The 22,611-nt window shown below is 32.0% G+C and carries 18 protein-coding genes; 2 read left to right on the forward strand and 16 right to left on the reverse strand.

The window, feature by feature from the left end:
* Window positions 1-113 precede the first annotated feature (113 nt).
* The gene (locus tag KM029_RS06275; RefSeq protein WP_158630976.1) at window positions 114-275 is read left to right on the forward strand and encodes a hypothetical protein; all 162 of its coding nucleotides are present in this window, start codon (window positions 114-116) and stop codon (window positions 273-275) included.
* Between the two features lie 163 nt (window positions 276-438).
* Here the strand turns inward: KM029_RS06275 and KM029_RS06280 are convergent, their stop codons facing one another.
* Window positions 439-1,602, reverse strand: a complete 1,164-nt coding sequence (locus tag KM029_RS06280; protein ID WP_144072454.1) for a DUF4249 family protein — start codon at window positions 1,600-1,602, stop codon at window positions 439-441.
* Between the two features lie 5 nt (window positions 1,603-1,607).
* Entirely contained in the window at window positions 1,608-4,007 is a 2,400-nt protein-coding gene (locus tag KM029_RS06285; protein WP_144072455.1) for a TonB-dependent receptor, read from the reverse strand.
* Window positions 4,008-4,337: 330 nt separating this feature from the next.
* Here KM029_RS06285 and KM029_RS06290 point away from each other — a divergent pair, with 330 nt between their 5' ends.
* Window positions 4,338-4,904, forward strand: a complete 567-nt coding sequence (locus tag KM029_RS06290; protein WP_144072456.1) for a YceI family protein — start codon at window positions 4,338-4,340, stop codon at window positions 4,902-4,904.
* A 29-nt stretch (window positions 4,905-4,933) separates the two neighbouring features.
* On the opposite strand, the gene eat is transcribed toward KM029_RS06290, so the two are convergent.
* The 14 genes from eat to bcp form a co-directional block, all read right to left on the reverse strand.
* Window positions 4,934-6,265 carry an ethanolamine permease gene (gene eat / locus KM029_RS06295; RefSeq protein ID WP_144072457.1) on the reverse strand — a complete coding sequence of 444 codons (1,332 nt, stop codon included), beginning with the start codon at window positions 6,263-6,265 and terminating at the stop codon, window positions 4,934-4,936.
* 80 nt (window positions 6,266-6,345) lie between these two features.
* Window positions 6,346-7,986 carry an AMP-binding protein gene (locus KM029_RS06300; protein ID WP_144072458.1) on the reverse strand — a complete coding sequence of 547 codons (1,641 nt, stop codon included), beginning with the start codon at window positions 7,984-7,986 and terminating at the stop codon, window positions 6,346-6,348.
* A gap of 162 nt (window positions 7,987-8,148) precedes the next feature.
* Entirely contained in the window at window positions 8,149-9,051 is a 903-nt protein-coding gene (gene mmuM, locus KM029_RS06305) for a homocysteine S-methyltransferase (protein ID WP_144072459.1), read from the reverse strand.
* A gap of 158 nt (window positions 9,052-9,209) precedes the next feature.
* Entirely contained in the window at window positions 9,210-10,826 is a 1,617-nt protein-coding gene (locus tag KM029_RS06310; protein WP_144072460.1) for a RagB/SusD family nutrient uptake outer membrane protein, read from the reverse strand.
* A 19-nt stretch (window positions 10,827-10,845) separates the two neighbouring features.
* Window positions 10,846-13,908: a SusC/RagA family TonB-linked outer membrane protein gene (locus KM029_RS06315; RefSeq protein WP_144072461.1), complete on the reverse strand. Its 3,063-nt coding sequence runs from the start codon at window positions 13,906-13,908 to the stop codon at window positions 10,846-10,848.
* Between the two features lie 594 nt (window positions 13,909-14,502).
* On the reverse strand, window positions 14,503-15,081 hold the full coding sequence (locus KM029_RS06320; protein ID WP_144072462.1) for a hypothetical protein: 579 nt from the start codon (window positions 15,079-15,081) through the stop codon (window positions 14,503-14,505).
* Window positions 15,081-16,064 carry a Smr/MutS family protein gene (locus KM029_RS06325; RefSeq protein ID WP_144072463.1) on the reverse strand — a complete coding sequence of 328 codons (984 nt, stop codon included), beginning with the start codon at window positions 16,062-16,064 and terminating at the stop codon, window positions 15,081-15,083. The genes KM029_RS06320 and KM029_RS06325 overlap by 1 nt, the downstream gene beginning before the upstream one ends.
* Before the next feature lie 18 nt (window positions 16,065-16,082).
* On the reverse strand, window positions 16,083-16,808 hold the full coding sequence (locus KM029_RS06330) for a carboxypeptidase-like regulatory domain-containing protein (protein ID WP_144072464.1): 726 nt from the start codon (window positions 16,806-16,808) through the stop codon (window positions 16,083-16,085).
* Complete coding sequence (locus tag KM029_RS06335) at window positions 16,809-17,408, reverse strand: ribonuclease HII (RefSeq protein WP_144072465.1); 600 nt, start codon at window positions 17,406-17,408, stop codon at window positions 16,809-16,811.
* A 173-nt stretch (window positions 17,409-17,581) separates the two neighbouring features.
* Window positions 17,582-18,802: a peroxiredoxin family protein gene (locus KM029_RS06340; protein ID WP_144072466.1), complete on the reverse strand. Its 1,221-nt coding sequence runs from the start codon at window positions 18,800-18,802 to the stop codon at window positions 17,582-17,584.
* Window positions 18,803-18,835: 33 nt separating this feature from the next.
* Window positions 18,836-19,852 carry an ABC transporter ATP-binding protein gene (locus tag KM029_RS06345; protein WP_144072467.1) on the reverse strand — a complete coding sequence of 339 codons (1,017 nt, stop codon included), beginning with the start codon at window positions 19,850-19,852 and terminating at the stop codon, window positions 18,836-18,838.
* An 88-nt stretch (window positions 19,853-19,940) separates the two neighbouring features.
* Window positions 19,941-21,080, reverse strand: a complete 1,140-nt coding sequence (locus KM029_RS06350) for a sensor histidine kinase (RefSeq protein ID WP_158630977.1) — start codon at window positions 21,078-21,080, stop codon at window positions 19,941-19,943.
* Window positions 21,081-21,235: 155 nt separating this feature from the next.
* Window positions 21,236-22,078 (reverse strand): transketolase, encoded by an 843-nt coding sequence (locus tag KM029_RS06355; protein ID WP_126611980.1) that lies wholly within the window; start codon window positions 22,076-22,078, stop codon window positions 21,236-21,238.
* 72 nt (window positions 22,079-22,150) lie between these two features.
* A complete protein-coding gene (gene bcp, locus KM029_RS06360; protein ID WP_144072469.1) occupies window positions 22,151-22,600 on the reverse strand; it encodes a thioredoxin-dependent thiol peroxidase in 450 nt (149 codons plus the stop codon).
* Window positions 22,601-22,611 lie beyond the last annotated feature (11 nt).

The raw sequence follows: 22,611 nt of genomic DNA on the forward strand, positions 1-22,611 counted from the left end.
ATAACTTATCTATAACTAAATACAATACAAGCATAGAAAATTTCAATTTACAATTACCAGCTGTTCGCATTACCTTTGAATTATAAATTAATTATTAACTTAATCTATTGAACATGAATAATCAAGAACAAGTAATAGACTGCCCAAACTGCTGGGGTTACCAAGAATATCAAGAAGAACAAAAAGCAAAAAACTTTGATGAGGAAATAAGTACTCCTCTAAAAAAGAAAGTCTTGTTTTCTATAAAAGGAGAAGAAATTATTGATCACGAATAAAAAATGAATTATTGGGATAAATCAAATTATTGGATTTGAAATAACCGATAGTAATGCATTCAAAAATTATAATGTCAATGATTTTATTTTATTTTTTGAGTAATTAAAAAAGCGATAAACTTTACTTAGTCTATCGCTTTTTTATTGATCATTACAACTCAACCTAAAAACAAGTATTTAATGAATTAGATTTTACTAAATCATCTGTCTTCAGTTCTAAAACCTGTCCATTAACATTTTTAGTTTGTTGATAAGAACAATCGTTTATATTAATTGAAATTTGATTTACTGTATATTCAATTGTTGCTTTCATTTCGCCATTCTCTTCTAATAAATAGAAAGTGCCATCAATGATATCTAATTGTCCATTCTCTAAAATTTCGATTATAGCCTGATCACCTTTTAGCAATTTTACTCTTATGTTCTGTTTATTTTTAATGGCAAAATATTGGTTATAATACTTGCTCTCTGTTCCTGAAGTATTCGGGTAATATACTTTTTTATCACTTGTATAGCTCCCTACATAGCCTACACCATTGTGTACATTACTGTAAATATTCTTATTATTTTGTTCTCCAGAAGAACCTCCAAAACTCATTGCATCTTTGTGGTATTTATAAAAATGAACATCTGATGTGTGTAAGCTATAAACAACACTATCCACATCATTAAAGTCTTCTACTTTCAAATCAAGCTTAGACCCGTTATCTAATTCACCATAATCAAACCCTATATAATTACTATTATTGAAAGAGTACCCAGTAAAGGCAAATAGCGAAAGATATCCTGTAAAATTAGATGGTTTTACTAAATTCATTTTGGTATTATAAATAGTTGCACCATCATCATTATATACATTCACTGAGTAATTTTTTATAGTTATTGTATTTAATGGAACAGTAGTTTCGCCATAAATATATTTACCATCTATAAAAGCTGATATTCTATACTTTTCACCTTTTATAATTGGAAAAACTCTACTCTCTAGATAATAGCTATCTGCTTTTAATTCTGTAAGATGTTCATCTACCAAGTACCTATCATTTTCTGGGATAAAATTAAGACGTATGGAATCTTGCTCATGTACTATATATACATTTGCATTTTTTACACGTAACGAATTATTGATAACCTGATTTGTATACAAGGGAGCTGTTTTTTCTATTACAACATTAATAAATTTATTATTTGGAGATAAAGAAGAGTAGATTCCCGTTAATTGCTTTTTGTTTTCTCCATTTAGAAGATCGATATCATAAACTTCTTCAACTGTTTCACATGAGAAAACAATAACACCTAGAATTATATATATTATTTTTTTAAACATGATTTTTAGAATTGAAATTTATAAGATACGTAAGGTAACATTCTAAAAAGACCATTCTTCTCAAGAATTGATCTCTGGTTTTCTACTTTTGAATTGTAGTAAAAAACATTATTTCGAGCATAGGTATTATAAATGCCAACTTCCCATGTTCTCATTCTCCCTTTTCTTTTAAACTTATGGAATTGAGCTGATAGATCTAACCTGTGATAGGCTGCTCCCTGAAAGTTACTTCTGCTATTGTAAATATCTACTTTACTATCTTGATGGTCCATGGCTGGTGAAAACCCATTTGTATTTGCCATACCTACTGGTAATGTATAAGGACTTCCTGTTCCATAAGTAAATACAGAAGAAAACGTTCTAGTCTTTTTAGGCTTGTAAATTGTAACTAAGGTAAAATCATGTCTTCTATCCCAAGGTGCCATAAACTTTTTACCATTATTTAGTTCTTTAAAATCTAAATATGCCCATGATAAAGTATAACCTACCCAACCAGATATTTTACCAATTTTCTTTTGAACCATAAATTCAACCCCATAAGAATTTCCTTTCCCTGTTGTTACGGTCTTATCCCATTCCGTTTGATTAAAATCACCAGAGTAATTATCTAAATCAATATCCAAAGGAGACTCTCCATTTTTCATTTGAACCACATCGTTAAGTACTTTATAATACCCTTCAATAGATAAAGAAAGTCCCTTAAACTTTGTAATATCTTTAGCTATACCTATTGCTATTTGATCAGATTGTTGAGGTTTTATATTCTTATTAGCTGAAACATATAAATCTGTTGGCATTCCAACTTGTGGACTTTGCAGTCTTACTAAATACTGATTCATTCTTGCATAAGAACCTTTTACACTCAGATTATCATTAATTTTATAAGCAACATTTAACCTAGGTTCCAAATTATTATAAGATGCTCCATTATTCTTAAAATAAGACCATCTCAATCCGTATTGTAACCTCCATTTTTCCGTAGGTAACCATAAATGTTGAATGTACCCCCCAGATTCTATTGCATTAAATGATGGTTTGATCGACTTTATATCTGCTCTATTATCTATTCTATTTTCAATTTCAATCTGTTTTGGGTAAAACATATGCTTAGTACCAATAACACCTATTTTAAAAGTGTTTTTTGAGTTAACAACAAAATCCACATCATATTTTACTGTATAATCTTCAATAGATGATTTATAATTCAACCCCTTAAACTGTGTTTCTGTAATACCACTGTTTTCTGAGTCAAATCTTGTATCCTCGGCATTAAAAAAATCAAAATGATATTTATTGTAAACTACCGAAGTATTGCTAATGATATTATCAGAAAAGAAATGAGTCCACTTTAAAGTATTTGTGAAATTCCCCCATTTAATACCCGCTTCTCCATCTTCTTTAATAGAAACACCTAACTCATAAGATCTTTTATCAGTTACTTGTTTAAATTTATCTCTACCTAAATAAGTTGAATAAGTTAGTTTGTTGTTTTTATTTAAATGATAGCTCAACTTTAGATTGAAATCATAAAAATTAAATTTAGTTTTTGTCTCTTCGTCATTCATCATCTGTCCTAAAATAAGATCAGCATAAGAACGCCTTGCAGAAAAGATAAAAGAAGATTTATTTTGTTGCAACGGTCCTTGAAGCATAATAGAAGAAGATATTAATCCTAAAGCCACTTTTCCGTGATATTCTTCTAGATCACCCTCCTTCATTCTCATATCCATCACCGAAGATAAACGGCCGCCATATTCTGCAGGAAAACCTCCTTTATATAAATCTGCAGATTGTAAAGCATCTGCTGTAAATACAGAAAACATACCACCTAAATGCTGTCCATTATAAATTGGAGCATCATCTAGTATAAATAAATTTTGATCTCCAGATCCTCCTCTTACAAATAAATCTGTAGAACCTTCGCCACTAGATTGAACACCTGGCATTAGTTGAAAAACCTTAATTACATCCTTTTCGCCAAATACCGATGGAATATCATTTATTTGTTCCATTGGTAAATTAACTTTTGACATTTGAGGAACATCGGAGATTTTTTGTTGCCTTGTAGCTTTTACAACTACCATATCTAGTTCTGTAGAAGAACTATTTAAAATCATATCAATAGATTGATCTTTTGATAAAGCTAATTGTACTTCTTTTGCTTCGTAACCAATAAATCTAAATTGAATTTGATGTTCTCCTCCGGGTAAGGACAGTTGGAATGATCCATCTGATGTAGATGTAGTACCTAAACCGGATTTTACATCAAAGATTGTCACTCCAGGAATAGCTTCAGATGTTTCTGAATCTTTAATTGTACCATTTAATATATATTTTTTATTCTGTGCAACAGCAACTGTTGTTAGTAAATAAAAAATAAAAAAAACTATATTTCTGATTTTCATAAATTGTCATTATTTAGTCAGGTGAGTTATATATTTACACAACTCACTGATCAAACAAGACAGAATAATTCCAATTTATTAACTTCTTTCAAAGACTTCGATATACACAATTAAGACCATGAATATCAATTACTTTATTGATAAAAGAATATTAAAAAGACTACCATCAAATTAAATATATTATGTTCTCTAAGGTTATCAGTCAAAAATAAGAATAGAAAATACAACTTTAAAATTTGTTAAAAACAAAACATTTGTTTGAACAACAATTATCAATACATATATTTGTATCAACAAAAAAATAAAGAAAACACTCTTACATTAATCATTATGAAAAAATTAGTTATCACAATAGCAGCAGTTGCATTAAGTATTGCATCATTTGGTCAAAAGATCAATCAAGAAGTTTCTAAAGTAAACTGGACGGCATATAAAGTCGTTGGATCTTCTCACACTGGAGACATTGCTATTAAAGAAGGTTCTTTTAAAGTAAAAAAAGGAGAAGTAAAAGAAGGTGAAATCGTTATCGATCTTTCTACTTTAAATAGTACAGATTTAGAAGGTGAATGGAAAGGTAAACTTGATGGTCACTTAAAATCTGCTGATTTCTTTGACGTAGAAAAGTATCCTACTGCAACATTTGTACTTAAAGAAGCAATTAAAGAAGGTGACAATCACAAACTAAAAGGTGATTTGACAATTAAAGGAATTACTCAAGAAGTTGTTTTTGATTCAAAACTTCAAAAAGTTGATAAGAACCATGTTCTTGAAGGACAAATTAAAATTGACAGAACTAAATTTGGCTTAAAATACGGTTCTAATTCATTCTTTGATAACTTAGGTGATAAGGCTATTGCAGATGAATTCGAAATTGATTTCAAAGTGCAAACTATCTAAGTCAGTAAAAATATAGTTAAAGCCCAAGGTTAATTCTTTGGGCTTTTTTTGTGTTCAATTTTTCTGTAATTGATGATAAAATAGCTAAATGTACCAAGCATAATTACTATAAAAATGATGGCTAAATAGAGGTTATAATACGTCATTGCTACTAAAGATACGGTTGCAATAACTAAAGCTATTAATGGGAAAAAAGGATAAAAAGGAACTTTAAACGGACGATTTAAATTGGGTTCTTTTTTTCTTAATGAAAAGAATGAAAGCATTGAAATAATATACAAAACTAGTGCTCCAAAGCATGCAATGGTAATAATTTCAGCTGTTTTACCTGTAAACAAAGCAATTATACCAATAATCATGTTTACTAATAAAGCAGCTATTGGTGTTTTAAATTTAGGATGTATTTTACTCAAAAATTTTGGTGCATAACCTTCTCTCCCAAACTCAAAAGTAGAACGACCGGCAGCTAAAATTATACCATGAAAAGAAGCAACTAAACCTAATAAACCAACTCCAATTAATAGTTTATATAAAATATTACCTTCTGATACTACTTGCCCCAATGCTAGAGGTAATGGTGAGTCTGATGGAACAGTACTTGACGGTAAGTAAACAATAGCTTCCCAACCTCCTACTCCAACTGCAGAAACAAAAGTGAGTACACATAAAACTACCAATGTTATAATAGATGACCCAAAACCTAATAAGATACTTTTTGATGGATTTTTTGTCTCCTCTGCAACATTTGCTACTCCTTCAATGGCTAGAAAAAACCAAATTGCAAAAGGAATTGAAGCAAAAATACCCGGTATTCCATTTGGAAAGGCATTGTATGTTAAATTAGAAAATTCGAAATGAGGTAATGTTACTCCAGAAAAAATCAATAATTCTAGAACAGCTAATATTGTAATGATCAACTCGAAAGTAGCAGCTAGTTTTACACCTAAAATATTAATAGCAGTGAATATAAAATATGCTGCTATTGCAAAATAGAGAGTATCTATTGATGGATATAACAAGTTAAGGTATGCTCCTATTGCTGAAGCAATAGCGGGTGGAGCAAAAATAAATTCTATATTTTGAGCCATGCCACCAAGAAAGCCTAATTTCGGACCTAACCCTCTCTTTGCATATTCAAAAGCGCCTCCTGCCTTAGGAATTGCACAAGCTAATTCTGTATATGAGAAGGTAAATGTAACATACATTATTACCACAAAAAATGTAGCAATAGCTAACCCTAATGTTCCTCCTTCTGCTAATCCTAAATTCCATCCGAAATACATTCCAGAGATTACATATCCAACACCTAACCCCCATAACATTAATGGAGTAAGGGTTTTTGTTAATTGAGGAGCACTCATTATATAGTTGCTTTTAGGTTAAATTTGTTTGTATTAAAAAGTAAAAAGTCATCCACTTTTAAATGGATGACTTCTTTATATTATTCAAAAATTACAACTTCATCTTTACTGAACCAATCAGCATAAAATGGAGTATGAATTTTCTCTAAGTTATTTCTCTTTAATTTTAATGTTGGAGTCAATAAACCATTGTCAATTGTCCAATCTTCTTTCATTACAATAACTTTAGCTATTTTTTCGTAATTAGGAAGCTTTTGATTTAAGGTATCTAAAGACTCTTTTAAAGATTGTTTTAAAGCATCTTGAGATAAATCTTTACCTCCTTCAGAAGGAACAATTAATGCTATTGGCTGAGGGATACCAGTACCTACAACACAAACTTGTTCAATATTAGGATTATCAGATAAAGGTAACTCTAAATGATTTGGAGAGATATACTTTCCTTTATCCGTTTTAAATTGATCTTTTACTCTACCTACTATTGATAGGTAACCGTCATGATCGTACTCTCCTAAATCTCCAGTTTTTAAGAAACCATCTTCATCAAATAATGCCGCAGTTTGAGCTTCATCTTTAAAGTAGCCCATAGTTAGACAATCACTCTTAAGACAAACTTCTCCCTCACCAGATAATTTAGTTTGAATATGTGCATATTTCTGCCCTACTGAACCTATTCTGTTCATACCAGGAAAGTTCATATGAGATACACAAACATCTTCTGACATACCGTATCCTTGATTTACATCTAAACCTAACGTTTTAAACCATTCTTGTAAATCTGGAGAGATTGGTGCTGCACCAGAGATAACAGAAACAGCTTCCTGTAAACCTAAAGCAGATACAATTTTCTTTCTGATTACATTATTTATAAAAGGTATTTTTAATAAGATGTTCAATTTATTTTGAGGCATCTTTTTAAGTATACTTTCTTGGAATTTTTGGAAAATTCTTGGTACTGCAAAGAACATGTGAGGCTTAGCTTCTGCAAGGTTTGCAGGGAAAGACTCTAAAGATTCTGGGAAAGCAATACTTCCTCCTAAATATAAGCCAATAAACTCATAGGCTGCTCTTTCTGCAATATGTGCTAAAGATAAGAATGCAAAGAATCTTGGGTTTTTAGGCAAATCAAAGTGATGTTCAAATTCACTAACAGCAAATTCAACACTACCATAAGAGTGCATTACACCTTTAGGATTACCTGTTGTTCCAGAAGTATACAAGATTGTCATCAAGTCTTCTTTTTTAGGCTTAAAGATATCTTGAAGTGGTTCATTTTTTCCAACTAAATCATCCCAACCTAATTCCTCATTCATACCATGCATTTCAATTCCTATTTTCGGAATATCAGTCACCCCATCTTTTTGAGAAACATAATCATCTAGCTTACCAATAAAAATGGCTTTAGATTCTGAATGATTAAGAATCTGATTAATTGTTTCTTTATCAGTAGTAGGATAAATAGGAATACTCACGCATCCTGCCATTAAAATAGCAATATCAGCCATAATCCAATGTGAGCAATTCTTTGATAAAATTGCAACATGGTCTCCACGTTCCATACCAATAGATTTCAAGCCTGAAGCTATCTTTCTAATTTGGTCTCCTGCTTCTTTATAAGATAAAGTAACTTTCTTACCATTAATATTTTGATGAAGAAAAGGTTGATTAGGTGTTTCTTTTTCCCACTTCTGGAATGCATCCAAGACTGATATAAAACTCATAGTAGTTTAGAATTAAGAGTGATGTTTAAAGTAATTATATTAAATGAATTTGAGTACTGATCTGAAAAATCTGTATTTATAATTAAATTAACAAATATTTAAACAGATAATATTAACATTTAAACTTTAAATCACCTACTCATACACCAATTAATCAATTGTTTATTTATATAATCCTATTTCCATTGCAGAGATATGATCTGTTCCCATCATACAGCAACCTCCAATTAAACTTGCTCCTAACATTTCCCATTCTTTCGCCATCAATGCACAATGTGATGGATCGGAAATACCTGACCATGTTTTTGTATCTGCATGATACACCTGTCCAGAATTAGGGTATACTACAATATCTATTTCTGAATTACCTTTTTTAATTTCATTGATTAATGATGAAATGTATTTAGGTTTAGTGCAATTTACACCAAATGCAATTACATTTTTCTTTCCTTTTAAATATGCTGCAACTTCTTTAATAGGTGTTCCATCATTAAGGTGTTGTCCATCTTTACAAGAACAACTAATCCATCCTTTATGTACGGTGTTATCTAACAAGCTCACTATTGCTTTCACTTCATCAAAACTTGGTATTGTTTCACAAGCAAGTACATCAATCCCCGTTGAATCAATAAGCATTAATCGCTCTTTATGGAATGCTTTTAACTCATCTACCCCTATTCCATAATCACCTCTATATTCTGATCCATCAGCTAAAAAAGCACCAAAAGGGCCAATACTTCCAGCTACAAACAATGGTCTTTCAACTCCTTTCTTTAACGCTTGTTCTTTAGCTTTTACACCCAAAGTCGTTGTTTTTTTAATTAATTCAATACTCTCCTCTCGTGAGTTTCCATATTTCATTAACCCATCAATAGTAGCTTGGTAACTTGATGTTATAATACAACTAGCCCCTGCCAAGTAATATTCAAGATGGGCCTTAACAATAGCCTCTTCATCTTCTTTCAATAGTTTTGCAGACCATAGTTCGTGGTTTAAATCTATACCCTGTGCTTCCAAAGCATTTGATAACCCTCCATCTAAGAGTATTGTTTTTGAGATTTTCATGTTTATAAATTAGGTGTTTTATGCTATGAGTAGCCTCATAAATATATGACACATAAATAAACCAAAAAAAACTGGAAGTACCCAATGGATACTTCCAGTAATATATTTAAATCTACTTCCATGAAGCCACGTAATTCGTCTACCTGTCTAAAGTATTATTACCAACCTTCGTTTTGTTTTAAATTTGGGTTTGATGATAATTCTTCAATTGGGATAGGGAAGTATGCATTCTTTGCATTAAATGTTCTAACATCAGAGTTTAACTCTCCATCTTTAACTTTTTGATTTTCAAAATCAGAAAATGATGATAAAGTAGCGTCTAATTTCCCCCATCTTCTAAGATCAAACCATCTATGTCCTTCGAAGGCTAACTCTGCCATTCTTTCATATTCAATATCATCCATTGTTACATTTGATGCTAGAGTTGAATAACCAGCTCTTGCTCGAACTTCGTTGATATAACTTGCAGCAGCTGCTCCCTCTCCTAACTGTACTTTTGCTTCTGCAGCTAATAATAAAACTTCAGCATAGCGTAAGATTCTCTCGTTTGTACCCGCTGAAAATTCCCATTCAGGTTCAGCTCTCTCCGTTGTTCTGGCATCGTATTTTAGTCTTAAATACCCTTCAATTTGCCATCTTTTAGTTTCCCATCCAGACCATTTTACTGAATCTGCTACAGTAGGTATATAATCTGCAGGTTGATCTGCGATATAAGTTTCATAAACTCCACCTGGTTCATAATACTTTGCTTTATAATCATCCCAAGAAATTAAACTTTGGTCACGTCTTGGATCATTCGCATCAAACTTTTTATAAATCCATTCTGTTGGATTTTGAAAACCCCATCCACCTCTATTTATTGTATGTGCTCCTGCAAAATCACGAGGTCCGCAAAGTACCATATTAATAGAACTTTCAGCATCATCAGGATTCCAAGGAAACGAATTCTCATATGGATTGTTAGATCTGAAGCCAATTTCCCACAATGATTCTTTTCCCCATTCACCAGGTAAGTGTAGAACGTCATCAAACTTTTGCTCTAAAGAATATTCTCCAGATTTAATTACCTTATCTAATAAATTAAATGCAGCTGCATATTCTTTATTTTGAAACATATAAGTTTTTGCTAACATTGTCTGTGCAAAACCTTTACCCATTCGCCATTTTGCAGGTTGTGTTTCAGGTATTAAATCAATAGCTGCTAAAAGGTCTTTTTCTATTTGTGTATAAACCTCCGCTTGAGTTGATTTTTCTATATAATACTCATCTGCAGATTGTTCTTTTAATACAATTGGAATATCCTTGAACATATTTGTCAACTCAAAATACATATATGCTCTCAAAGCTAAAGCCTCTCCTACAATTGCTGCTTTTGCTCCAATTGGTTCTACTCTTTCAATGATGATATTTGCTCTATAAATTGTAAAATAGTAAGCTCTCCATACATCCCAAACATTAGGAGTAGATTGTGTATTAATATATAAATTGATTTGTTGTAACCAAGCTTGATCACCTACATCTCCACCGCCAGCATTAATCATATCTGATGGAATTGCCTTTAATAAACGAGGGCTAACATACCCTGTAGATGCATACTGTCTTTGCAACTGAGCATAAGCTGCTATTAATGCTTGTTCTGCTTGTTCATCTGTTTTATAAAAATCTTTAACAGGTTGTGCTCCGGGCTGATCTATTACTAACCATTCTTTTTGACAAGACGTACCAAGAAGAAGTAAAGCAATTAGTAATCCTATATTTTTAAAAAGTGTTTTCATTGTTGTAGTTCGTTAAGTATTAAAGCGAAATGTTAAGTCCGAACATTAATTTTCGAGGAGTTGGATAAACTCCTTTGTCAATGCCAAGTGCATTTGGATCATTATTACCTGCAATTGGATCCATACCAGGGTATTTATTAAAAGTAAAAAAGTCATCTAATGATACATATACTCTTAAGCCTCCTACATGGATTTTTTCAATTAATTGTTTCTCAAATGCATATCCAAATTGCATTTGTTTAATTCTAAAGAAATCTGCACTCTGTACTAAGAAATCTGATTGATAAAATTCAGATTGTGTTGTTGGTCTAGGCATTGATCCATTTCTATTATTTTCAGTCCAACGATCATCATAGAAATGAGTTAATGTATTTGCAGTTAATCTATCGGATCTAAACCAACCAATTACTGCTTGAGAGCCTGCTTGACCCTGCATTACCATATTAAAATCAAAACCTTTATATGAGGCAAAAATTTGCCCTCCATAAGTAACGTCAGGGTGTGGATCCCCTAGATATGTTTTATCTGATTCGCTTATTTCTCCATTACCATCTTTATCTACAAAAATAGGATCTCCATTATCAGGATTCACACCTGCAGTTTCATAACCTCTAAAATACCACATTGGATAACCTTCTTGGAATACAGTTGCTTGTTGCCATCCCGTACCAATTGTAGCTCCTGCAATATACGGGGCAGGTGTATTTACTTTAACCACTTTATTTTTAAGTGTTGCAAAGTTTAAATTTACACCATACTTAAATTCATGGTCGTGATTAGAATAGCCAATAACAACCTCTACTCCTGTATTTTCAACATCTCCTAGATTTGTACTCGGTGCCCAGTTTCCTACAGATGCAGGAACTTGTGCTACAGAAAGTAAATCTCTAGTGATCTTCTTATACCAATCTATACCAAATGAAACTTTACCTTCAAAAGCATTTAAATCAATACCAATATTTGTTTGTTCTGACGTTTCCCAAGTTAAATTTGGATTTGGTAATACAGATGGTTCTCCACCAAAAACTAAATCATCACCTGGAACAACAAGATTAATTTTGTCAGTTTTTATAGCTGGCGAATATAAGAATCTCCCAGGAATCGATTTAATACTACCATTTTGTCCCCAAGAACCTCTTAGTTTTAGATAATCTATAACAAAATCTTTTGGAAAGAATTCTTCATTAGAAATATTCCAACCTGCTGAAAAAGAAGGAAATACTCCCGATATATTATAATCAGGTACCATTGCTGTACTCGTCATATCATTTCTGATTGTAGCTGTAAACATATAACGGCTTTTATAATCATAAGAAACTCTACCAAAATAAGAAACCATTCTGTTCTCATCTGTCCAAGAATTTAAATCATTACTTGAAATTCCTGTATATGCATGTTCATTAAAAAGAGGATCATTTAAGTTCATTGGTCCTGATGCAGTGTTTAGTACTCTCCATTCACTTTGTTGTGCCGACATACCAACTGTTGCTGCAATTGAATGGTCGCCAAATGTTTTATTGTAAGTAGCAAAGTTTTCCCACATCCATTGAAAATAACGAGTATTATTATCTGTTACTCTTAATGTATTACTTCTATTCTCATCTGAAGACCAAAAAGGTTTATCATAAAAATGATCTCTTTCTGTATTCCATTCAATAGAAGGTCTAGACGTAAAGCTAAATCCTTCAAAAGGCTTAATTTCTAATGCCATTACACCTAAGAACTTATCTCTTTGCTTGCCACCATTTCCTAATTCCATTTGTACAAATGGATTTGTTGCTTCTCCTAATTTCAAATCTGAAGTAGAATAGTACCTACCTTGTGCATCTTTATACATAGGAAAACCACTATTGATACCAGCAATTGTATTTGCATTTTCTTTACCTGGTTCAAAAGAAATTGGAATAAGTGGCTCTAAAGACATTGCAGCTGTCATTAGCCCTCTGTATTCATCTTGATCAGTAAGAGACTTCCTATTTTCTCTAGAATAAGTAAGATTACTTGATAAACTTGCCCATTTTTTTAATTGTTGTTTTACATTAAAACGAGCATTCAAACGGTCATAACTTGCTTTATCTCCACCCACAATACCATCTTGTTCATAATAATTTAATGAAGTATAATAGGTAGTAGTTTCTGATCCTCCTTGCATTGAGAGCGTATGACTTTGAATTGGAGCATTTTCTACCACTTGATCTACCCAATTTGTACTGTATCCTGTTGGTGTTAATGGAGTATTACCAGGATTATGCTGATTCATTTCATTTTGAAACTGAATATATTGATCGGCATTTAATGTTTTTGGCAAATTTCTTTTATCAGCACTTTGAATACCATATCTAAAGTTATAAGATATTTTTGTTTCACCACTTTTACCTGCTTTTGTAGTTACTAAGATAACGCCATTACCTCCTTCAGAACCATATATGGCAGCTGATGCAGCATCTTTTAATACTTCGATATTTTCAATATCTTCTGGAGCTAGATCTGATATTGACCCCGATTTTACACCATCAATTATGTATAGTGGCTCTGAATTACCATTTGATCCTGCTCCACGGATTCTCACTTTGGCATCTGCACCTGGCATACCTGAATTTGGAGTTAATGAAACCCCTGGAGTAATCCCTGCCATAGCATCTGTTAATGTCCCAGATGATCTATTTTGAAGTAGCTCTGTATCAACACTTGCAGTTGCACCTGTTATTAAGCTCTTTTTTTGAACTCCGTAACCAACAACAACAACTTCTTCTAATTGCTCTGCATCTACTTCTAAAGAAATAGAAAATTTGGTTTTACTTCCAATTTGAGCTTCTTGCGTTTTATATCCAATAAAAGAAAACATTAAAATTTCGCTTTCTTCTGGGACTGACAACGTAAAGTTTCCATCAAAATCTGTTACGGTACCAATTACAGTACCTTTTACTTGAACATTTACACCAGGTAATGGAGTAGATGATTCTCCATCTAAAATAGTTCCCGATAAAGTCTTATTCTGTGCAAAAATATTGGCATGCACCATCATGAACAAAGTAAATGTGAAAAGCCACATTTTACTTTTAATATTGTATTTGCTTAGCATTGTATTTTTTGAAAAAAGAGTAATTAATTTTCTAAATAGTGTTCCTATTCAGCTGTACATTATACCAGTAAGAGTAATCTGATATTCCCATTTTTTAGCACCTTTTTTATTGAAGTTTTATATTAGGCGGTGCAATTATATAAGAGAAGAGTTGGAAAAGTTTAATTCATTCTTAATGGTTTTTATTAAATCACTTGATTTAGGTTTCGCTTCATAAAGGTTCAACTTTATTTGAATTTCATTTCATTTGTTTGTGATCACACAGCAAGGTTAAAAAGTTCTTAAATAAATGAAAAATTATGAATCGTAAATATTACACACATTAATTCACTTCAAATACTACATTGTTTCACAGCAAAAACAATAAAAAACTAATTATCAACAATTTAAATAGTAATAAAGTTGATAATCACAATACAACATTTTATATAAAAACCATTAAAATCACTTAAAAAAATCCATTAAAAAAAACATCGATTTCTAAACAATTGTAAACAACAAAATACACCTTATAACACTATTAACTTTCGTTAAGCGAACAAAAAAAAGCATCTTTACTTTCATAAAGATGCTTCAAATGATTTTATACTTTTACTACCTTTTAAGTAAACCCCAAATAAGTAAAGGTACACCAACAATACTTAAACCAAGACAGATTTGAGTAAGTAATCTACTTCCGTATGTCAAAAGCTCAACATAGTCGCTAAAAGCACCAGCATAACTATACTTTACGTTAATGTGCTTATTTTCTTTTTTACCTATACCCACAAGCGGAGTACCTTGTTTTACTCCCTGCCATTGAATTGGAGAATTAGAAGAAGTAACTTCATCTAAAAGAATATGAGCAATCATATCCCCTCTGTAGGGAGCTTCCTCAAATAGTAATGTATCTATCCCGTTATTGATCGTTACAGGCTGTAGTTTTTGTTCTACAGGTTTAAATCCTCTATGCTTACCTGCTCCGGTAAATTCTTCTTTTGAAGCTACTACTAAAAATTGCTCTAAAGGGATGTTAGAAGAATCAATTATTCCATTAAAAATAACCCATTGTTCTTCATTCGCTTTTGCTTTATCTAAGTAGCTCTTCTCTTTTGAAAGCTTAGGCTTTCCAACACCATAAAGAAGAACTGCAATGCCTGTTAAAACAATACCAAAAACTAACCTTATATTCATTATTTTATTTTAACGAATGTTGCACCGTAACCAAATTTCTCTTTTCTAGCATCTTCAAAATATTCAATATCAGCATGCTTCGATAATCTTTTTTGAATTTCATTTTTCAATTTACCACTTCCAATACCATGAATAAAAGTGATATGATCCATGCCATTTACAATTGCTGCATCTAATTCTTTTTCAAAATGCAATACTTGCATACTCAAAGTAGAGTTACCCATATTTGGATCTAAACCTAAAGCTTCAGCATGAAGATCAATTTCCGAAGCAGGTTTCTGAACTACCTTCTCAGCTACTTGAGCAACTTCTTTTTTCTCTAAAATACCATCTTTTAATTTAGATGCATCAACAGCTTCTAATGCTTTAATATCTAGTTGAAAGAGATAACCTTCTTTATTCATTCCTGGTACTTCCTTCTTATTGTTGAAGAATGTTGATGCTTTAAAACGTAGTTTTTTAACTAAAGGCTCATGATTAATACTAGTACCAGGGTAAAAGAATAATGCTTGAAAGATAAATGCAGGCCATTCTTCAAAATTCTGTAACGTGACTTGATCTACCTTTATTTGTGATCTAGGTACTAAAGTGGAGGTGAAAATACCTTTATAATCTCCCTTTCTTTCAGAACCCAACACAAACGGTATTGTTAAATCAGAATTATTACACACATAAACATCTAATATCTGATCATTCTGATGAACAAATGCTATAAACACTCCCCTTTCAGAAATTAATGGTAATGCAGCTTTTGGTCTGTCTCTATGTTTTTTCTTCTGAGATACAGATATTATACGATCTTCTTCTTCTACACTTCCAAATTCTTTTGATTCAACTGTAGATACTATAGCTAAATCTTTAGAAAGAAAGTCCATTCTAAAGCCATCCTCTACTTCGACTTCTACAATACTATTTTTTTTAAAACTAACTACTATACCTTCCATTGCGTCATGGAGGCTTCTCACTTTATCACCAATATTCATTTTCTTATTTTTATTATATTAAGGGACATAATTATAATAAATAAAACTATCCCCATAATGTGTTATCATTTGCGTTGAGGTAACAGATATGATATATAATCCATACCTCGTCTTTCCTAATTCATCTGTAATTACAATAAAAGAACCATTACTTACGGGAGAAAAATGTCCTGTAAAATTGTCATCAGTTTCTTCATTGCAATTGATCTCTTCACTCTTATACTCAAAGACACCATTTGTATAAAATACTAATAAGTCGTCTTGCAAACATTCCTCAATCGGAACTATATTTCCAGATTGAACATCCACAATCCTATCAATCTCCCATTGCTTACCCGAAGAAGAAGTAAGATTCGAAATAAATGAATCCCAAATAATTACGGTAATAGAATTTCTGTAACCTATTTCTGTAGATATAACATTTATCTCGGTATCAACTAAAAAGTTATTTTTCTCATTCCCTGTTTCAGTATCTGTATATTCTGCAGCTACATAGTAATCACCTGCTGATAAATTCAGAAAAAATGCTAATCCATTTTCATCCGTTTTTGTAGGCCCAGAAAGTGAATTTGTTTGGTTTTCAAAATCCAATAAAGAACCATAAAGTGTTACATATCCATCAACAACAGCATTACCTTGCTCGTCTCTCACTTGAACATACAAGTCTCCATATGGTGTTGGGTTTTCACATTGAATAAATAGTACACCAATTACAAAAAAGAAAAATAACCTTACTAATTTCATTTAAAAATCAATTGTTTTTTGTTCTGGTAAAAGCTTAAACGATGTTCTATGCCAAGGTGTTGTACCATATTTAGCTATTGCTGCTCTATGTGCTTTAGTAGGATAACCTGCATTTCTTTCCCAACCATATTCTGGAAATTCTTCAGACAATTTTTCCATCAACATATCCCTATGTGTTTTTGCTAAAATAGATGCTGCTGCAATACTTAAAAATTTACCATCCCCTTTAACTATACATTCGTCTGGTATACCTTTATAAGGTCTAAATCTATTGCCATCAATCAACAATAATTCTGGTTTAATTTTTAGCTTATCAACACACCTATGCATGGCTGTAAAAGATGCTTGAAGAATATTAATTTTATCAATTTCTTCTGCTTGTACTTCTACAATAGCGTATGCCAATGCATTTTCTAATACAACCTCTCGTAATTGCATACGCTTTTTAGCTGATATCTTTTTTGAATCATCTAAATCTGGATGTGAGAAATCTTTAGGCAAAATAACTGCCGCTGCTACTACAGGTCCAGCAAGACAACCTCGCCCTGCTTCGTCTAATCCTGCTTCTATTTTATCTTTTGTAAAGCTTGATGCTAACATGCTTCAAATTTCGTGAATTATTAAATTGCGATTACTATAATCTCCATAAATATTAAGAGATTTTACACAACAAAGTTCAAGGTAGAGAATATTGAATGATCTTCATAAAAAAACGAGTGAAAGCAGTTCATACTTTCACTCGTTTCATTATTAAATTTCCGTATCAAGAATTACTACTCTGTCTCTTCAAGTAAATTGTTGATTAATGAAGTTGTTTCTGAAACATAATCTTCATAATAATGTCCCGTACTTGGTCCATTAAACCCAGTATGAATTAGTTTCACCTCTCCTTTTCTATCTACAATGATAGATGTTGGGAAAGACATAATATGATTAAGCATTGGTAATGCAGAAGCTGCTTTTTTAGTTGTTCCTGCATACACAACCTCATAATTTATATTAAGTCGTTTTTTAAGGCTATTTATTCTTTTATATGCTTTATCAGGGTCAGATGATCTCTCAAATGAAAGACCGATTACTTCTAAACCCTCTTTATTCTTCCTATCGTAAAGAGGGGCAAAAAACTTAGATTCATCTAAACAATTGGGACACCAAGAACCCATTATTTGGATAACTACAACTTTCCCTTTGTATTTTTTATTTGCTAATGAAACTGTTTCTCCTTTCTGATTTTTAAAGGAGAAATCAAATTTATCGTAGCCTTTCTTCAAAAAGGTTAATTCATTTGCATCTGGTAACTTGGCTTCTTTATCAGCAATCCCATTCCATACTTTTGTAGCTGATTTACCCGACCACATTCTACCATTTACAAGCTTCTCTCCATCAATATCAGCTTCAAATAATAGAATATGCATCCCATCAAAAGAAGACAAAAACAGTTTATTTCCTACTACTTTACCTTCTAGATAACGGTAGTCTCCTGTTGATGTTAAGAATGTTCCAGTCAAATAGTTTTCATGTTGATTGAATAAACCAATAGCATCTGTTTTCCCTAGCTTTACAGCATAAGTTCCAGATATATTTTTTACAGCTTTTTGATTACCATTTATAAAACGCTGTGTATTTCCTTTAATGGCATCAAAAGGCAACCTATATGCTCCATTTCTAACAAACTCTCCTTTTATGGTAGTATCACCTTCTTTAACAACAAGTTCAGCTTCATAAATCAGTAATGGAACATGTAGAGAATCTCCTATGTAATAAGGTTGATCCATTTCCATACGTTCCTCACCATTAATCAAAGTCCATTTTTGCTCTTTACCTTCACCTTGAATAGTAAAGTAAAAAGGAACTTCTTTTTGATGACTATTTTTTATAACACCTCTCCATTTTGTAATTAAATCATTACTTTTTTCTGTCTTTTGTTCAGTATTATTAGAACAATTAGAAAAAATAAAGATTGCTAGTACAAATAAAATTAAGTTATTTCTCATTCTTTTGATGATATAAGTTTGTTAGTAAGCTATTTACTCCTCAAGTTTCCACCAATCTGTACCTTCTATTAGTACAACACTTTTGGTTTCTCCTATTTCGTAATTATAAAAACTATCATGATGTACCCACAACCTTAATCCTTCTTCAATTTCCCACTCTCCGTAACTTGCATTACCAAAGTAATCTACATGGACTAATTTTGCAGTATGATTTTTCACTTCCTTATCAATCACCTTTAACCACTCAGGACGAGCCATATACAATCCTTTTTCTCTTTCAACATCCATCTTTTTCAATTCATCTTCATTTAAGACGTTACAATGAGGGAAGAAGTGAGCTGCGTATTTATTTAAAGGCTTTGTATAAATTTCATTTGGTGTAGCAATCTGTAATAAATGCCCTTTAGACATTACGCCAATTCTATCAGACATTGCCAAAGCATCGTGTGTATCATGTGTTACAAAAACAACACAAATATTTGCTTCTACAGCAATGTTTTTCACCATTCGTCGTAAGTCACTTCTGAGTGCCATATCTAAATGAGAAAAAGGTTCATCTAATAATAATACAGGAGGTTCGTCTGCAATGGCTCTTGCAATGGCTACACGTTGTTTTTGTCCTCCAGAAAGCTCCTTAGGACGAGTTTCTGCATATTCTTCTAACTGACAAATACGTAGTAACTCCTTTAATCTATATTCTTGATATTCTTTACTAGATCTTCTAATTGGGTATTTAATATTATCAGAAACCGTCTGATGATTAAAGAGATTATAATCTTGCTCTACTAAAGCAATTTTATCATGTCCTGCTAATAATCTTTCATGTGGTCCAAGAATACGCTCTCCATCAACATAAGCATCTCCCTTATCTGGGCGCATCTGACCTGATAATAATTTTAATGTAGTTGTTTTACCACATCCACTTCTACCTATAAGAGCAAAAACTTCACCCTCCTTCACATCAAAAGAAAGATTATCAACAGCTAACTTTCCTTTTTCATAGGATTTTGAAAATCCATCTACTCTTAAAACCGTTTTTCTCTTTGCCATATAATTTTCGTTTTTCCGAATGCAAAAATAAACGGTTTTATTTTAATATGATGTGTATAGTTCTATGATTTTTTATTTAGTGGATAAACTAATTGAGTTCTTTTGGGATAGTAAAATTAAAAGTGGAGCCAAATTGTTCGTTTTCTTCAATCCAAATAACTCCTCCATGGAGTTTTACAATCTTTTTGCATTGTGCTAGCCCTATTCCTGTTCCTTTATATTGTTCACTGATTCTATTAAAAATAGAGAATATTTTTTGATGATTCTCTTTATTGATTCCAATTCCATTATCTTTTACTGTAAAACAATAATGATCGCGATGTTCATCACAAGAAATCTTTATGATAGAGTTTACATTTTCTCTATTAAATTTAATAGCATTGCCAATTAAATTTTGCATCAACATATGAAACTCAATAGCATAACCAGACAGTTTAGGTAACTTACTCCTAAAAATTTGCACCTTTTTATCTTCAATAGATAATTTAAAATCATCTAGTACATCATCAATAATTTTGTCAGTATCAATTTCTTCTTTTTTACTTTTGATACCAATCTGGCTAAATTCAAGAACTGTATCTATAAGTCGCCCCATTCTACCTGCACTTTCAGTGATATAAGTAAAATAACACTCCCATTTAGAATCAATAATACCTTTACATTCAGATTTGATGATTGACAACATGCCATCAATATTTCTTAAAGGCGTTTTTAAATCATGAGAAACCACATAAGCGAATTGTTCTAATTCCTTATTTTTATTTCCCAGTTCTTTCACTTTTTGCTGTAGTTTCTTATTTGTTTCCTTTAAAGAATCTTCAAGCACTTTTATATGAGTTACATCTCGCCAGCAAGAGTTGCTATAAATAATTGTATCGTTTTCGTCACGAATAGCAATAACACTTAGTAAAATATATAATTTTTCTCCATTCTTTTTCTTAACAATAAGGTTTGCATTTTTTACAATACCTCTATCAAGAAATTCATAAAAAGCTTTTTTTACAAGCTGATGAGCATCTGGGTGGTATAAATCATAGATATTCATACCTATTACTTCTTCCTTATGATAGCCGGTCGTTTCGCATAAAGTCTGATTACATTGGATTACACAATGTGTTTTTGGGTCGACAGATAACAGCATGTCAGGAGAATAGTTGTAAAACACGTCATAATTTTCCTCAACATCTAGGGTATTAATATTTGTAAGTTCAAGATCAGATAGTTTCATAACAGATAACATAATTAGTCCTTATCACAATATAAGTATCTAATAATCAGCGATGTTACATATTACAAAATAATACAACATAATCCCTTTATAAAACAAAAAAGACAGACTTACATAAAGTAAATCTGTCTTTAATATATTTTCAGATTAAAAGATTAATAATCTCCTAACGTTTCTTCTAACTGAGATAAAGCAGCTTCAGTTTGCTCTGCATTTGGAGCAACACCATGCCATTTATGAGTACCTACCATGAAATCGATTGGGAAGCCCATTTCTGTTTTCATAATAATCATAATTGGTTTACCATTACCAGACAGCTCTTTTGCTTTTGTTAATGCCGCATCTAATTTTTCCATATCGTTTCCATCAGCAACGAAAGTTTCCCATCCGAATGCTTTGTATTTTGCTTCGATATCAATCAAGCTCAATACATCAGAAACATCACCATCAATCTGACGGTTGTTATAATCGATAACACCTACAAGATTGTCAATTTTATTATGAGCAGCATACATTGCAGCTTCCCATACTTGACCTTCTTGTTGTTCACCATCTCCCATTAAGCAATAAACCATTTTGTCATCGCCATTCATTTTCTTAGTTAAAGCAGTACCAGCCGCAACTGATAAACCTTGCCCTAAAGAACCTGAAGCCATACGAACACCTTCTAAATGCTCATAAGGAGTTGGGTGACCTTGCAATCTAGAATTTAGCTTTCTATGAGAAGCTAATTCTGAAATTGGGAAGTATCCAGCTCTAGCAAGCGTGCTATAAAAAACAGCCGAAATATGTCCGTTTGAAAGATAGAAAACATCTTCACCTGTTGCATCCATGTTGAACTCAGTGTTGTGTTCCATGTGCTTAAAGTAAAGTGCTACAAATAAATCAGCACATCCTAGGGCTCCACCTGGGTGACCGTTTCCTGCACCGTTAACCATTCTAACGATGTCACGTCTAACTTGAGACGCTATTCTTTTCAATTCTGCTACCTCTGCCATCTTTTTTTGATGTAAGCTATTGTATTATATATTGATGAGATTCGATTCTCATTTATTTTTCCAAGTGCAAACTTAACTAATTATCTGTTTAGTATGCTCTTTCGTCTTCACCTTTTTAATAATGTCCGTTAAAATTCCCTTCTCATCTATCAAAAAAGTGGTTCTAACAGTCCCCATGTACTCTTTTCCAAACGTTTTCTTTAATTGCCAAGTACCATATAAGTCATGAACTTTATGATCTACGTCTGCAATTAAAGGAAAAGGCAAATCATATTTAGCAATAAAACGCTGATGTCTTTCTGCTGCATCTGTACTTACACCTAAAACAACCCATCCTTCAGCAAGTAATTTTTCGTAATTATCTCTTAGATCACATGCTTCTGCCGTACAACCAGGCGTCATATCTTTTGGGTAGAAATACAAAACGACTTTCTTTCCTTTATAATCAGAAAGTTTAATTTCATTTCCATCTTGATCGATACTTGTAAAATCTGGTGCAACTTGTCCTATTTCTAATGACATCTTTTATTTTC

The organism is Flammeovirga kamogawensis, assembly GCF_018736065.1.
Lineage (GTDB): Bacteria > Bacteroidota > Bacteroidia > Cytophagales > Flammeovirgaceae > Flammeovirga > Flammeovirga kamogawensis.